The sequence below is a fragment of the Streptomyces chromofuscus genome (genome assembly GCF_015160875.1).
Lineage (GTDB): Bacteria > Actinomycetota > Actinomycetes > Streptomycetales > Streptomycetaceae > Streptomyces > Streptomyces chromofuscus.
The window spans coordinates 5668291-5683372 of sequence record NZ_CP063374.1; the positions used below are offsets into that span (position 1 = coordinate 5668291).

The 15082-nt window shown below is 70.3% G+C and carries 12 protein-coding genes; 3 read left to right on the forward strand and 9 right to left on the reverse strand.

Features of this window, described 5'->3' with window-relative positions; genetic code table 11:
* Nucleotides 1–39: 39 nt before the first annotated feature.
* The 3 genes from pyk to pta all read right to left on the reverse strand — a co-directional run bounded on the left by pyk (nucleotide 40) and on the right by pta (nucleotide 4858).
* Nucleotides 40–1467 (reverse strand): pyruvate kinase, encoded by a 1428-nt coding sequence (gene pyk / locus IPT68_RS25720; RefSeq protein WP_189701527.1) that lies wholly within the window; start codon nucleotides 1465–1467, stop codon nucleotides 40–42.
* Nucleotides 1468–1562: 95 nt separating this feature from the next.
* Nucleotides 1563–2768, reverse strand: a complete 1206-nt coding sequence (locus IPT68_RS25725) for an acetate kinase (RefSeq protein ID WP_189701528.1) — start codon at nucleotides 2766–2768, stop codon at nucleotides 1563–1565.
* On the reverse strand, nucleotides 2765–4858 hold the full coding sequence (gene pta / locus IPT68_RS25730) for a phosphate acetyltransferase (protein ID WP_189701529.1): 2094 nt from the start codon (nucleotides 4856–4858) through the stop codon (nucleotides 2765–2767). The genes IPT68_RS25725 and pta overlap by 4 nt, the downstream gene beginning before the upstream one ends.
* Nucleotides 4859–5097: 239 nt before the next feature.
* Between pta and IPT68_RS25735 the strand changes: the two genes are divergently transcribed.
* Entirely contained in the window at nucleotides 5098–6123 is a 1026-nt protein-coding gene (locus IPT68_RS25735; RefSeq protein WP_189701530.1) for an ATP-dependent 6-phosphofructokinase, read from the forward strand.
* Between the two features lie 109 nt (nucleotides 6124–6232).
* Here IPT68_RS25735 and IPT68_RS25740 read toward each other — a convergent pair whose 3' ends face one another.
* From IPT68_RS25740 to IPT68_RS25765, 6 genes are all read right to left on the reverse strand, one after another.
* Complete coding sequence (locus IPT68_RS25740; RefSeq protein WP_228039904.1) at nucleotides 6233–6949, reverse strand: helix-turn-helix domain-containing protein; 717 nt, start codon at nucleotides 6947–6949, stop codon at nucleotides 6233–6235.
* A gap of 131 nt (nucleotides 6950–7080) precedes the next feature.
* Complete coding sequence (locus tag IPT68_RS25745) at nucleotides 7081–7920, reverse strand: carbohydrate ABC transporter permease (RefSeq protein WP_189701532.1); 840 nt, start codon at nucleotides 7918–7920, stop codon at nucleotides 7081–7083.
* A 5-nt stretch (nucleotides 7921–7925) separates the two neighbouring features.
* Nucleotides 7926–8873, reverse strand: a complete 948-nt coding sequence (locus tag IPT68_RS25750; RefSeq protein WP_189701533.1) for a carbohydrate ABC transporter permease — start codon at nucleotides 8871–8873, stop codon at nucleotides 7926–7928.
* Nucleotides 8874–8883: 10 nt separating this feature from the next.
* Entirely contained in the window at nucleotides 8884–10254 is a 1371-nt protein-coding gene (locus IPT68_RS25755) for an extracellular solute-binding protein (protein WP_189701534.1), read from the reverse strand.
* 119 nt (nucleotides 10255–10373) lie between these two features.
* The gene (locus IPT68_RS25760; RefSeq protein ID WP_189701535.1) at nucleotides 10374–11072 is read right to left on the reverse strand and encodes a response regulator; all 699 of its coding nucleotides are present in this window, start codon (nucleotides 11070–11072) and stop codon (nucleotides 10374–10376) included.
* Nucleotides 11069–12823, reverse strand: a complete 1755-nt coding sequence (locus tag IPT68_RS25765; protein WP_189701536.1) for a sensor histidine kinase — start codon at nucleotides 12821–12823, stop codon at nucleotides 11069–11071. Before IPT68_RS25765 ends, IPT68_RS25760 begins: the two co-directional genes overlap by 4 nt.
* Before the next feature lie 174 nt (nucleotides 12824–12997).
* Between IPT68_RS25765 and IPT68_RS25770 the strand changes: the two genes are divergently transcribed.
* Together IPT68_RS25770 and IPT68_RS25775 are read left to right on the forward strand one after the other, a co-directional pair.
* The gene (locus IPT68_RS25770) at nucleotides 12998–14419 is read left to right on the forward strand and encodes a cation:dicarboxylate symporter family transporter (RefSeq protein ID WP_189701537.1); all 1422 of its coding nucleotides are present in this window, start codon (nucleotides 12998–13000) and stop codon (nucleotides 14417–14419) included.
* Between the two features lie 223 nt (nucleotides 14420–14642).
* A complete protein-coding gene (locus IPT68_RS25775) occupies nucleotides 14643–15068 on the forward strand; it encodes a MerR family transcriptional regulator (protein ID WP_189701538.1) in 426 nt (141 codons plus the stop codon).
* Nucleotides 15069–15082: the final 14 nt, after the last annotated feature.

Below are 15082 nucleotides of genomic sequence, written 5' to 3' on the forward strand. Positions count from 1 at the left end.
ACCGGGCCACAGTTCTGTGCGTACTGAGTGAGGCGGGCCTCAGTCGTTGGTGCCGCCCAAGTGGTGGACGCGGACCATGTTCGTGGTGCCGGGGACGCCGGGGGGCGAGCCCGCCGTGATGATGACGATGTCGCCGGGGCTGAAGCGCCTGAGCTTGGCGATCTCCTGGTCCACCAGGTCGACCATCTCGTCGGTGCTGTTCACGAACGGCACGACGTGCGACTCGACGCCCCAGCTCAGCGTCAGCTGGTTCCGGGTGGACTCGTCCGTGGTGTACGCGATGATCGGCTGGGCCGCGCGGTAGCGGCTCAGCCGGCGGGCCGTGTCACCGGACTGGGTGAACGCCACCAGGCCCTTGCCGCCGAGGAAGTCCGCGATCTCGGCGGCCGCGCGGGCCACCGAACCGCCCTGCGTGCGGGGCTTCTTGCCGGGGACGAGGGGCTGCAGGCCCTTCGACAGCAGCTCCTGCTCCGCCGCCTGGACGATCTTCGACATCGTCTTGACCGTCTCGATCGGGTAGGCGCCGACCGAGGACTCCGCGCTCAGCATCACCGCGTCCGCACCGTCCAGGATCGCGTTGGCCACGTCGGACGCCTCGGCGCGGGTCGGGCGGGAGTTGGTGATCATCGACTCCATCATCTGGGTCGCCACGATCACCGGCTTGGCGTTGCGCCGGCACAGCTCGATCAGGCGCTTCTGCACCATCGGGACCTTCTCGAGCGGGTACTCGACGGCGAGGTCGCCACGCGCGACCATCACACCGTCGAACGCCATCACGACGTCCTCCATGTTCGCCACCGCCTGCGGCTTCTCCACCTTGGCGATGACCGGGACGCGCCGGCCCTCCTCGTCCATGACCTTGTGGACGTCGTTGATGTCCTTGGCGTCCCGGACGAAGGAGAGGGCGACCAGGTCGCAGCCCATGCGCAGCGCGAACCGGAGGTCCTCGACGTCCTTCTCGGACAGGGCCGGGACGTTCACCGCCGCGCCGGGCAGGTTGATGCCCTTGTGGTCGGAGATGACGCCGCCCTCGATGACGATCGTCCGCACCCGCGAGCCCTCGACGTCCAGCACCTTCAGCTCGACGTTGCCGTCGTTGATGAGGATCTGGTCGCCGCGGTCGACGTCGCCGGGCAGGCCCTTGTAGGTCGTGCCGCAGATCGTCTTGTCGCCGGGGACGTCCTCGGTGGTGATGACGAACTCGTCACCGCGCACCAGTTCCACCGGCCCCTCGGCGAACGTCGCGAGCCGGATCTTCGGGCCCTGCAGGTCGGCGAGGACCCCGACGGCCCGGCCGGTCTCCTTCGCGGCGGCACGGACGCGGTCGTACCGCCCCTGGTGTTCGGCGTGCGTGCCGTGGCTGAAGTTGAAACGGGCAACGTTCATGCCCGCCTCGATCAGCGCGACCAGTTGCTCGTGGGAGTCGACCGCGGGGCCGAGAGTACAGACGATTTTCGAACGGCGCATGGGGCGATCCTATCGGTTTGTTTCGCTGCGGAATATTCCGTCTGGCGGAAAATACAAAAGGGCGGGATGCCGCTCAGGTGAGGTCCTGTGACGGGCTAGGACGCCTTTACCAACGCGTACGTCTGTGTCGCAATCTCCAGCTCCTCGTCGGTCGGCACCACGGCCACCGCCACACGCGCGTCCGCGGGTGAGATCAGGCGCGGTGCGTCGCCGCGTACGGCGTTCAGCTCGCCGTCCACCACGAGCCCCAGCTCCTCCAGGCCCGCGAGGGCAGCCTCCCGCACGGGCGCGGCGTTCTCACCGACCCCGGCCGTGAACGCGATCGCGTCCACCCTGCCGAGCACCGCGTAATAGGCGCCGATGTACTTCTTCAGGCGGTGAATGTAGATGTCGAAGGCGAGTTGCGCCTCTTCGTCACCCTCGTCGATCCGGCGGCGGATCTCCCGCATGTCGTTGTCACCGCACAGGCCGACCAGTCCGCTCTTCTTGTTGAGAAGAGTGTCGATCTCGTCGGCGGACATTCCGCCAACACGCATCAAATGGAAGATGACGGCGGGGTCCATGTCACCGGAACGCGTACCCATCACCAGCCCCTCCAAAGGCGTGAGCCCCATGGAGGTGTCCACGCACCTGCCGCCGCGCACGGCGGAGGCGGACGCGCCGTTGCCGAGGTGCAGCACGATGACGTTCACGTCCTCCGGCGCCCTGCCCAGCAGCTCGGCCGTGGCCCGGGAGACGTACGCGTGCGAGGTGCCGTGGAAGCCGTACCGGCGGATACGGTGCGCGTCGGCGGTCTTCACGTCGATCGCGTAGCGCGCGGCCGACTCCGGCATCGTCGTGTGGAAGGCGGTGTCGAACACGGCGACCTGCGGCAGGTCCGGCCGCAGCGCGCGCGCGGTGCGGATACCGGTGAGGTTGGCCGGGTTGTGCAGCGGGGCGACGGGAATCAGCCGCTCGATCTCGGCGAGCACGGTGTCGTCGATGACGGTCGGCTCGGTGAAGAACTTCCCGCCGTGCACGACCCGGTGCCCGATCGCGGCCAGCTCGGGCGAGTCCAGACCGAGGCCGTCCTTGGCCAGCTCCGCCGCCACGGCCTTCAGCGCGGCCTCGTGGTCGGGGATCACGGCCGTGAAGCCGCGGGTCTCCCCGGTGGTCAGGGGCGTGTGCCTGAGCCGGGAGGACTCCTCGCCGATCCGCTCGACGAGGCCCACCGCGAGCCGGCTGCTGTCGCGCATGTCGAGCAGCTGGTACTTCACGGAGGAGGAGCCGGAGTTGAGGACGAGGACGCGCGTGGAGCTCACAGCTGGGTTGCCTTCTCGTGGACGGTGGGCTGGGCCTGGATCGCCGTGATGGCGACGGTGTTGACGATGTCCTGGACGAGCGCGCCGCGGGACAGGTCGTTGACCGGCTTGCGCAGACCCTGGAGCACCGGGCCGACGGCGATCGCGCCGGCCGAACGCTGCACGGCCTTGTAGGTGTTGTTGCCGGTGTTGAGGTCGGGGAAGATCAGCACGCTGGCCTGCCCGGCGACCTCGGAGCCGGGCAGCTTGGTCGCGGCGACGCTCGGCTCGACGGCGGCGTCGTACTGGATCGGCCCCTCGACCATCAGGTCGGAGCGCCGCTGCCGCACCAGCTCGGTGGCCTCGCGCACCTTGTCGACGTCGGCGCCGGAACCCGACGTGCCCGTGGAGTACGACAGCATCGCGATCCGCGGCTCGACGCCGAAGCGGGCGGCGGTGGACGCAGACTGGACGGCGATGTCGGCGAGCTGCTCGGCGTTCGGGTCCGGGTTGACCGCGCAGTCGCCGTAGACCAGCACCTTGTCGGCGAGGCACATGAAGAAGACGGACGACACGATGGAGGCGTCCGGCTTGGTCTTGATGATCTCGAAGGCCGGGCGGATGGTGGCCGCCGTGGAGTGCACGGACCCCGACACCATGCCGTCGGCGAGGCCCTCCTGGACCATCAGCGTGCCGAAGTAGTTGACGTCGGAGACGACGTCGTACGCCAGCTCGACGGTCACGCCCTTGTGGGCGCGCAGGGCGGCGTACTTCTCGGCGAAGGCGTCGCGCAGCTCGCTGGTGGCCGGGTCGATCAGCCGGCAGTCGCCGAGGTCGATGCCGAGGTCGGCGGCCTTCTTGCGGATCTGGTCGACGGGACCGAGCAGCGTCAGGTCGCACACGCGCCGGCGCAGCAGCACCTCGGCGGCGTGCAGCACCCGCTCCTCGGTGCCCTCCGGCAGCACGACCCGCCGGCGGTCGGAGCGGGCCTGCTCCAGCAGCTTGTGCTCGAACATCATCGGCGTCACCCGGTCGCTGCTCGGGGCGCTCACCCGCTTCAGCAGGTCACTGGTGTCGACGTACCGCTCGAACAGTCCGAGCGCCGTCTCCGCCTTGCGCGGGGTGGCCGCGTTGAGCTTGCCCTCCAGGGAGAACAGCTGTTCGGCGGTGGGGAAGCTGTTGCCGGACACCGACAGCACCGGCGTGCCCGGGGCGAGGCGGGCGGCGAGGGTGAGGATGTCGTCGCTCGGCACCTCGTTCAGGGTGAGCAGGACACCGGCTATGGGCGGGGTGCCCGCGCTGTGCGCGGCGAGCGAGCCGACGACCAGGTCGGCGCGGTCGCCCGGGGTGACGACGAGGCAGCCCGGGGTCAGGGCGCCCAGGAAATTCGGCAGCATGGCTCCGCCGAAGACGAACCCGAGCGCGTCCCGCGCCAGGCCCGCATCGTCGCCGAGCAGCACCTTGGCGCCCAGGGTGTGGCCGATCTGGGCGACCGTCGGGGCGGACAGGGCGGGCTCGTCGGGCAGGACGTAGCAGGGTACGGGCAGCCGGGTGGCGAGCCGGTCGGCGATCTCGTCGCGGTCCTCGCGGGCGACCCGGTTGGTGACCATGGCGAGGACGTCGCAGCCCAGGCCGTCGTACGCCCGGTAGGCGTTGCGGGTCTCGGCGAGCACGGATTCCGCGGTCTGCTTGCGCCCTCCCACCACCGGGATCACGGACGCGCCGAACTCGTTGGCGAGGCGGGCGTTGAGGGCCAGTTCGTCCGGGAACTGGGTGTCGGCGTAGTCGGTGCCGAGGACGAGGACGACGTCGTAGTCCCGCGCGACGTTGAGGAACCGGTCGACGAGGGTGGACACCAGCTCGTCCGTCCCCCGCTCGGCCTGGAGCGTGGAGGCCTGCTGGTAGTCCATGCCGTAGACGGTGGCCGGCTCCTGCGACAGCCGGTAGCGGGCGCGCAGCAGCTCGAAGAGGCGGTCGGGGCCGTCGTGGACGAGTGGGCGGAAGACACCCACCCGGTCGACCTGCCGGGTCAGGAGTTCCATGACCCCCAGTTCGACGACCTGGCGGCCGTCGCCGCGGTCGATGCCGGTCACGTACACGCTGCGCGTCACGCGTGCTCTCCGTTTCGTCTGGATCGGGGGATTCGGGGTGTGGCCTCGCAACCCTCGGATCCCGGAGGTCGTCCCTGAGGTCGTAAAAATCGCCCACCGGGGTGAGCGGAGCGCTCTTGACAATACCCCTCGACATAGATAAGGCGCCCGTCAAGGTGTCGTCGTACTGAGCGCCTGACGGACGTGAAACAATCGGTGGTGGCTCACCGGTATCAACAGCGAGCAGGAGACACAGCACGATGCGCATCGGAGTTCTCACCGCAGGCGGCGACTGCCCCGGCCTGAACGCCGTGATCCGGTCGGTCGTGCACCGAGCGGTCGCCCAGTACGGCGACGAGGTGATCGGCTTCGAGGACGGTTACGCGGGTCTGCTGGACGGCCGCTACCGCACCCTCGACCTCGACTCGGTCAGCGGCATCCTCGCCCGCGGCGGCACGATCCTCGGCTCCTCGCGCCTGGAGCGCGACCGGCTGCGCGAGGCCTGCGAGAACGCGTCCGACATGATCCACGAGTTCGGCATCGACGCGCTGATCCCGATCGGCGGCGAGGGCACCCTGACGGCGGCCCGCATGCTGTCCGACGCGGGCCTGCCGGTGGTCGGGGTCCCCAAGACGATCGACAACGACATCTCCTCGACGGACCGGACGTTCGGCTTCGACACGGCCGTGGGCGTCGCCACGGAGGCGATGGACCGCCTGAAGACGACGGCGGAGTCCCACCAGCGAGTGATGGTGGTCGAGGTCATGGGCCGCCACGCCGGCTGGATCGCCCTGGAGTCCGGCATGGCCGCCGGCGCGCACGGCATCTGCCTGCCCGAGCGGCCCTTCGACCCCGCCGACCTGGTGAAGATGGTCGAGGAGCGGTTCGCGCGCGGCAAGAAGTTCGCCGTCATCTGCGTCGCCGAGGGCGCCCACCCCGCCGAGGGCACCATGGACTACGGCAAGGGCGCGATCGACCAGTACGGCCACGAGCGTTTCCAGGGCATCGGCACGGCGCTGGCGTACGAACTGGAGCGCCGCCTCGGCAAGGAGGCCAAGCCGGTCATCCTCGGCCACGTCCAGCGCGGCGGCACCCCGACGGCGTACGACCGCGTGCTCGCCACGCGCTTCGGCTGGCACGCGGTCGAGGCCGCGCGTCGTGGGGAGTTCGGGCGGATGACCGCGCTGCGCGGCACGGACATCGTGATGGTGCCGCTGGCGGAGGCGGTCACCGAGTTGAAGACGGTGCCGAAGGACCGTATGGAGGAGGCCGAGTCGGTGTTCTAGTGCCGCGGCAGGCAACGTTTGCCCGGCAAGGAGCGGCGTCCGGTGCGGCGAGAGGGCGTGCCGGGCGTCGGGACGGGGTGAACGTTGCCTGTCGCGGCGCTAGGCCGTCTCAGTACTGCCGTGGCGCGCGGGTCTCGACGGTCGTCCAGAAGTGGTCGACGATCCGGTCGAGGAAGTCACGGCCGTTGTCGCCGGTTTCCCGGCTGTCGCCGCCCCAGCTGAGGGTGGCGACCACCTGCCCCTGGTACTCGCGGTGCAGTTCCTGCAGGACGACCTGCAGGACGCCCCGGTCCAGGGGCACGGTCTTGCCCATCGGGCGGACGTAGGCCTGCCAGCGGGTGGTCACGGCGCTGCGCAGCAGGTCGGCGAGTCTGGCCTCGCGGCCGGTGACGGTGACGAAGTCGGGCAGGTCGAGTTCGAGGATGTCGGCGAGCGCGACGGACTGCCGCTCGTTGCCGCGCCAGGTGTCGCTCTCCTCCATCCTCAGGTAGGCGGCGAGTTCGAGGCCGACGCCGCGGGCCACGTCCTCCGGGGCGAGGCCGCGGGAGATGCGGTGCTCGCGGAGGGTGCGGGGGCGTCCGACGAGTTCGCCGGGCGAGCACCACAGCACGCCCGCGAGGGCGGTGAGCTCGGGGCTGCTGGGCTGGGTGATCCCGCGTTCCCAGGAGACGACGAGCTCCGGCGTGACGTGGGGCAGTCCGTACGAGGAACGCATGCCGTAGGCGACGTGTTCGGGGCCCATGCCGAGGGCGGCACGGAGTCGGCGGGCGGCGGGGGCGTTGAACGGCGGGGTGGGCTGGTTCGGTCGGGCTGAGGGTCGGCGCACGGGGCACAAGCTAGAGGCACCGGGGGACGCTGACTACGGGCTGTTCGGCCAGGATCACGGATTGTAGGAACATACGGTTCCAGTCGGGGCGGATCGCCCGTCCTCCACCTCCGTCCCACCAGGCGGGAGCTTCAGCCCTTGACCGCCCCGCCGAGCGCGAATCCCCCGCCCAACCGCCGTGCCACCAGCACATACAGCAGGATCACCGGCGTCGAGTAGATGATCGAGAAGGCGGCCAGCTGCCCGTACACCACGGTTCCCCGGTTCCCGAAGAACTCGTTGATGCTCACCGCCGCCGGCATCTGGTCCGGCGTGAGCAGCAGCATGAACGGGACGAAGAAGTTGCCCCACATCATCACGAACGAGAACACCGTCACCACCGCCACCCCCGGCCCCATCAGCGGCAGCACGATCCGCACCAGCGACTGCAGCGACGACGCCCCGTCCGTCCACGCCGCCTCCTCCAGCTCCTTCGGTACGCCGTCCATGAAGTTCTTCATCAGCCAGATGGCGAACGGCAGTTGGGAGGCCGCGAAGAAGAAGACCGTGCCCTGCAGGGTGTCGATCAGATTGATCTGCACGAACAGGGCGTACACCGGAACCATGATCGCCGTGATCGGCAGGCTCGTGGCGAAGAGGATCGTCAGCAGGAACGGGCGGTTCAGACGGGACCGGAACCGTGACAGCGGATAGGCGGCGAGCGCGGCGCACGCCACCGTCAGGGCCGTGCCACCGCCGCACAGCAGCAGGCTGTTGAGCAGCGGCGTGAACGTGATGTCCGGCGTCAGGACCGCGTCGAAGTTGTCCAGCGTCACGCCGTCCGGGAGCTTCACCTGGAGGTTCGCGTCGGTGTCCAGGGAGGACAGGACCACCCACAGCAGGGGAAGCGAGAAGGCGGCGGCCACCAGCAGCAGTCCGGCGTCGGCGGCCAGCCGTCGGGTGGTCCTGCGGGAGGAGGGAGTCCGGGGCATGCGCGTCAGACCTCCGTTCGCAGCAGGCGCAGGTAGATCACCGAGAACAGGGAGCCGACCACCAGCAGCAGCAGGGCCACGGCGGTGCCGTACCCGATCATGCTCTTCTGGAAGGCCTCCTCGTACATGAACAGGGGCAGCGTCTGGCTCTTGCCGCCCGGGCCGCCCCGCGTCATCACCCAGATCAGGCCGAAGACGGACAGGGTCTGAAGGGTGATCAGCATGAGGTTGGTGCCGATGGAACGGCGGATCATCGGCAGCGTGATGTGCCACATCCGGCGCCACCCGCCCGCGCCGTCGACCTCCGCGGCCTCGGTGACCTCCTTCGGGATCTCGCCGAGCGCCGCCGAGTAGACCAGCATCGAGAAGGCCGTGCCCCGCCAGACGTTCGCGAACGACACCGCCAGGATCGGAAGCGTGAACAGCCAGTTCTGGGACGGCAGATGGAGCCAGTCCAGCAGGGCGTTGAGGGTTCCCTCGCGGCGGAAGAACGCGTAGAGGAGGAATCCGGCGACCACCTCCGGCAGGACCCACGCCGTGATGACGATGCCGCCGACGAGCGTGCGCACGGGCTTCGACGCGCGTCGCATCAGGGCCGCCAGGGCCAGCCCGAGTGTGTTCTGGCCGATCAGTGCCGAGACGACCGTGAAGACGAGGGTCAGCCACACCGCGTTCAGGAACGCCTCGTCCCCGAACGCCGTGGTGAAGTTCTCGAAGCCGATGAACGACTCCTCGGCCTGGCCGGTCAGTTGGAGGTCGGTGAAGGCGATGAAGGCGCAGTAGGCGATCGGGCCGGCCAGGAAGAGGAGCAGGAGGACGACGGCCGGGGTGAGGGGAAGGGCCTGGAGGAGGCGGCGGGGTCGGGTGCGGTGGCTCGGCGCGGGGGGCGCGGGCGCCGGGGCCGGCCTCTGGGCGAGGCCGGGCCCGGGGCCCGTTGCGGGGGCGGTCGTCATGAGCGGCGGCTCACTTCTCGATCACCTGGTCGTCCGTCGCCGACTTCAGCTCCTCGTCGTACGCCTTCGCCGCCTCCTCGACCGACATCTCGCCCGTCGTCACGCCCTCCATCGCCTCCTGGATCGCGGTGGAGACCTTCGGGTACGCCGGGTAGGCGGGCCGGTAGTGGGTCGCGGCGACCAGGTCGGTGAAGAACTTGATGCCGGGCTGGGCGTCGACGTACGCGGGGTCGGCCGCGACGTCCTCGCGGACCGCGATGCCCGAGTTGGCGATGTACCACTTCTGGGCGTTCGCCTTCGTCTGCATGGTCTTGATGAACTCGAACGCGAGGTCCGGGTTGGCCGCCTTGGCGGGGATCGCCCAGGTCCAGCCGCCGGACATGCTCACCTTGCCGGGGGCCTGGCCGTTCTGGGTGGGCATGGCCGCGAGGCCCAGCTTCTGCGACCACTCCGGCCACTCGTGGCCGCTGCCCTCCAGCCAGTCCTGCGGGAGCCAGGAGCCGTCGAGGTTGATGCCGAGCTTGCCCTGGGGGAGGAGCTCACCGCGCACGCGGGTGCCGAAGTTGGGGTCGAGGGCGTCGGCGACGTCCGGGCCGAGCTTCTCCTTGTAGACCGTCTCGACGAAGGTGAGGGCGTCCCTGAAGCCCGTGCTGCCGGCGATCCACTTCTTGGACTGCTCGTCGTAGAGGGGGTCCGTCGTGCCGTCGTTCGTGCCGTAGAGCAGCATCTGGAAGCCCTGCATGGTGGCGGCCTCACCGGCGGGTTTGCCGGTGTAGACGTTGAGGGGGGTGACGCCCGGGACCTTCCGCTTGATGGTGCGGGCCGCTTCGAGGACGTCGTCCCAGTTCTTCGGCTGCCAGTCGGCGGGGAGACCGGCCTTCGCGAAGACGCCCTTGTCGTACCACAGGCCGCGGGTGTCCGTGCCGTCCGGGACGCCGTACGTCTTGCCGTCCTCGCCCTTGGCCGCGGCCTTCGCCGTGTCGATGAACTGGTTCCAGTCCTGCCACTTGGCGAGGTAGGGGTCGAGGGGTTTGAGATATCCGCTGGTGATGTCGGAGTTGATGAGGAAGGTGTCCTCGTAGACCAGGTCCGGGGCCGTCTTGGGGGAGCGGAGCATCTGCTGGAGCTTGGTGTAGTACTCCGAGTCCGGGGCCTTGATGGGGACGAGCTCGACCTTCTTGCCGGGGTTGGCCTTCTCGAACTGTTTCTTGATGTCCGCGAGGTAGGTGTCCATCACCTTCACGGAGTTGTCCGTCGACTGCTTGAAGGAGACCTTCACGGTGTCCGGATCACTGCCCGCCCCGCCACCGCACGCGGTGAGCGTGCCGGCGGCGGCGAGGGTGAGGGCGAGGACGGCGGGGAGGGAGGCGAGGGGGCGCACGGGCTTGACCTCCTGGGGCCTACGTCGTTGTGGCCTGGGGTTGTCTGCCCGGTGAACCTAAGAGGAGTGGTCTAGTCAGGTCAATGAGTGTGCCGAGGATTGACATGACATTCTGCCGACTACCCCCGCTGCCCCCGCACCCAGCGATACACCAGTTCCGGCCGCCCCACCTGTCCGTACAGCGGGCTGCGGCCCGCTCTTCCCGCGTCGACCAGGTGTTCCAGGTAACGGCGGGCCGTGATGCGGGAGATGCCCACCGCCTCGGCCAGGGCCGCCGCCGTCAGGCCCTGCTCGACCTCGCGCAGTGCCGAGGTCACGCGTTCCAGCGTCGGTCCGCTCAGGCCCTTGGGCAGTGCCGCCGGGCCCGGTGCCCGCAGCGTCGCCAGGGCGCGGTCCACCTCGTCCTGACCGCTCGCCTCCCCGGCCGCCCCGCGGAACTCGGCGTACCGCACCAGACGGTCGCGGAGCGTCGCGAACGTGAAGGGTTTGAGCACGTATTGGACGACACCGAGCGACACTCCCTCCCGCACCACCGTCAGGTCCCGCGCCGACGTCACCGCTATCACGTCCGCGTGATGCCCCGCCGCCCGCAACGACCGCGCCAGCTGCAGTCCGTGCACGTCCGGCAGGTGCAGGTCGAGCAACAGCAGGTCCACCGGCGTCCGTTCCAGCGCCCGCCGCGCCTCCGCGCCCGTGTGCGCCTTTCCGACCGCGACGAATCCGGGCACGCGCCCGACGTACATCACGTGCGCGTCCGCGGCCACGGGATCGTCCTCGACGACCAGCACGCGGATCGGCTCCTGCGACGACGCCGTCATGCGCGGCCTCCCACGGGCCCACCGGCGGCCGTACCCGCCGCGTCCGGGGCGCCCGGAGTGGTCCCGGCATCGTCCGGGGTGGCGCCCGCGGTGTCCGAGGTGGGGGGCGAGGCTGTGCCCGGGGTGGGCCCCGCGGTCTCCGGGCTGGTCCCGGTTGCGTCCTTCGCCAACGGCAACCGCACCTCGAACTCCGCCCCGCCCTCACGAGCCGCCGCGACCGCCAGTGTCCCGCCGTGCCGGTGCACCGCCTGCCGGACCAGCGCCAGCCCCAGTCCCCGCCCGCCGGGACCGGCCGGCTTCGTCGAGAAGCCCCGCTGGAAGACCCGCTCCGTGTGCCCCGGGTCCACGCCCTCCCCGGTGTCCGCCACCCGCAGGACCAGCTCCCCGGCCGCCGTGTACGCCGTCACCGTCACCCGGGCCCGCGCGCTGCCCTGCGCCGCGTCCACCGCGTTGTCGATCAGGTTGCCCAGGATGGTCACCAGGTCCCGCGCGGACAGCGACGGCGGCAGCAGCCCGTCGTCCAGGCCGCTGTCCTCCGACACCACCAGTTCCACGCCCCGCTCGTTGGCCTGGGCCGTCTTGCCGAGCAGCAGCGCGGCGAGAACCGGCTCGCTCACCGCCGCGACCACCTGGTCGGTCAGGGCCTGGGCCAGCTCCAGTTCCGCCGTCGCGAAGTCGACGGCCTCGTCCGCGCGGCCGAGTTCGATCAGGGACACCACGGTGTGCAGCCGGTTGGCCGCCTCGTGCGCCTGGGAGCGCAGGGCCTGGGTGAAGCCGCGCTCCGAGTCCAGTTCGCCCATCAGCGACTGCAGTTCGGTCACGTCGCGCAGGGTCACGACCGCGCCCCGCCGCTCCCCGCCCGACACCGGTGAGGTGTTGACCACGAGCACCCGGTCGGCCGTCAGATGCACCTCGTCCACCCGCGGCTCCGACGCCAGCAGCGCGCCGGTCAGCGGGGCCGGCAGGCCCAGGTCGGCCACCGAGCGGCCCACGACGTCACCGCTCACGCCGAGCAGTTCCCGCCCGCCGTCGTTGATCAGCGCCACCCGGTACTGGCCGTCGAGCATCAGCAGCCCTTCGCGCACGGCGTGCAGGGCCGCCTGGTGGTAGTCGTGCATACGGCTCAGCTCGGCCGCGTTCATGCCGTGGGTGTGGCGGCGCAGGCGGGCGTTGACGACGTACGTGCCGACCGCGCCCAGGGCGAGGGCGCCGCCGGCGGCGCCGATCAGGGCGGTGAGCTGGCCCCGTACCCGTTCGCTGATCGTCTCCACCCGGATGCCCGCGCTGACCAGGCCGACGATGCGCCGGCCGTCGTGCACCGGGGTGACCGCGCGGACGGACGGGCCGAGGGTCCCCGTGTAGGTCTCGGTGAAGGACTCGCCCCGCAGGGCGGGTTCGATGTGACCGAGGAAGCGGCCGCCGATCCGGGTCGGGTCGGGGTGGGTCCAGCGGATGCCCCGCGGGTCCATGATCGTGACGAAGTCGACGTCCGTGTCCCGCATCACGTGCACGGCGTACGGCTGGAGCGCGGCCGTCGGATCGGAGGTGCGGATCGCCTCCCGCACCGAAGGGGAGTCGGCGATCGAGCGGGCCACCGCCATCGCCTGGCGGCCCGCCGCGTCCTCGGCCTGGCTGCGGTCGCTGACGTAGGTGAACAGGGCGTATCCGATGACGAGCACCGCGATCAGCACGGCCTGCATGGCGAAGAGCTGGCCGGCCAGGCTGCGGGGTGTCGGTACACGGATGCGCATGCCGTCAGTGTGCCCCTGGCAATAAGCGTGAACTAAATGAACGGAAGGGTGACCGCCGTCACAGCGCGGGAGATAGTCACGGCAATCCCCGGTCCGCGGGCAGGGCCCCGGACCGTTCCCCCGGACGTGAGCCGCACGCCGGTGATGCCGAAGACGTCGTCAAGGAGGGCAGTCGTGACCAGCGCAGCCGACACGGCACCTGCCACACCCCGCGCCAAGCGGGACCGCACCCACTATCTCTACATCGCCGTGATCGTCGCGGTCGCACTCGGCATCGCCGTGGGCCTGGCCGCTCCGGACTTCGCCGTGGAGCTGAAGCCCATAGGCACCGGATTCGTGAACCTGATCAAGATGATGATCTCGCCGATCATCTTCTGCACCATCGTGCTCGGTATCGGTTCCGTGCGGAAAGCCGCGAAGGTCGGCGCGGTCGGCGGAATCGCCCTCGCCTACTTCCTGGTGATGTCGCTGGTGGCGCTCGCCATCGGCCTGGTCGTCGGCAACATCCTCGACCCGGGCACCGGCCTCGCCCTCACCGACTCCGTCCGGGAGACCGGTCAGGCGCAGGTGGACGCGGAGGCCAAGGACACCACCGAGTTCCTGCTCGGCATCATCCCGACCACCATCGTCTCCGCCTTCACCGAGGGCGAGGTACTCCAGGCCCTGCTCATCGCGCTGCTCGCCGGGTTCGCGCTGCAGGCCATGGGCCCGGCCGGACAGCCGATCCTGCGCGGCATCGAGCACATCCAGCGGCTCGTCTTCCGCATCCTCGCGATGATCATGTGGGCCGCCCCGATCGGTGCCTTCGGCGCCATCGCCGCCGTCACCGGTTCCGCCGGCATCGACGCGCTCAAGAGCCTCGCCGTGCTGATGCTCGGCTTCTACGTCACCTGCTTCCTGTTCGTCTTCATCGTGCTCGGCGCGCTGCTGCGGATCATCTCGGGCCTGAACATCTTCACGCTCTTCACGTACCTGGGCCGTGAGTTCCTGCTGATCCTGTCCACCTCCTCCTCCGAGTCCGCGCTGCCGCGACTCATCGCGAAGATGGAGCACCTGGGCGTCAGCAAGCCGGTGGTCGGCATCACCGTCCCGACCGGCTACTCCTTCAACCTCGACGGCACCATGATCTACATGACCATGGCGTCCCTGTTCATCGCCGACGCCATGGGGACGCCGATGGGCATCGGCGAGCAGATCTCGCTGCTGCTCTTCCTGCTGGTCGCCTCCAAGGGCGCCGCCGGTGTCACGGGCGCGGGCCTCGCCACCCTCGCGGGCGGCCTCCAGTCGCACAAGCCCGCCCTGGTGGACGGCGTCGGTCTCATCGTCGGCATCGACCGCTTCATGAGCGAGGCCCGTGCCCTCACCAACTTCGCGGGCAACGCCGTCGCCACCGTGCTGATCGGCACCTGGACCAAGGAGATCGACAAGGAGCGGGTGGGCGAGGTGCTCGCGGGCCGGGCGCCGTTCGACGAGAAGACGCTGTTGGACGACGGGCACGGCGGCCACGGCGCGGCTCCCGCCGACGACACGGACTTGCCCGACCGGCGCGCGGGTCGGGGCGAGCCGGAGGGCGAGAAGGAACTCGCCAAGGCGTAGGCGCTTCGCCCGGCCCGCGGAGGACTCGCGGCGCGCTCCCGGAGCGCGGCTGCCGACCGCGGGCCCCCGCCGGCCGATCGCGCAGTTCCCCCCGCCCCTTCGGGCGCGGGGCCGTCCCGGGAACGCCGGGCGGCGAGGTCCTCCCCCGTGGACCTGGCCGCCCGGTTCCTGTTTTCCGCCGGCCGTTGCCTTGACGCCGACGTCAGGGCTTACGTTCGTACGCATGCGCATCGGCGAGCTGGCCGAACGGGCCGGGACCACCACGAGGACGCTGCGGTACTACGAGGCGCGAGGGCTGCTGCCCGCGCGCCGCGACGCCAACGGGTACCGGGACTACGACGAGCGGGACCTGAGGCTGCTGAGGCAGATCAGGACGTTGCAGGACTTCGGGTTCGACCTGGAGGAGACGCGGCCCTTCGTGGAGTGTCTGCGGGCCGGGCACCCCGAGGGCGACTCCTGCCCGGCCTCGCTCGCGGTCTACCGGCGCAAGCTGGACGAACTCGACGCGCTGATCGGCGAGCTGCAGGCCGTGCGGGCGCAGGTGGGCGCGCAGCTGGCGCGTGCCGAACGGGCGCGGGACGAGCTGGCCGCCGAGGCGGCGGTTCCGGGGGGTCCGGAACCGGAGTGCGAGCTGGGAGGGCGGCAGTGATGAGCAAGGCGGCG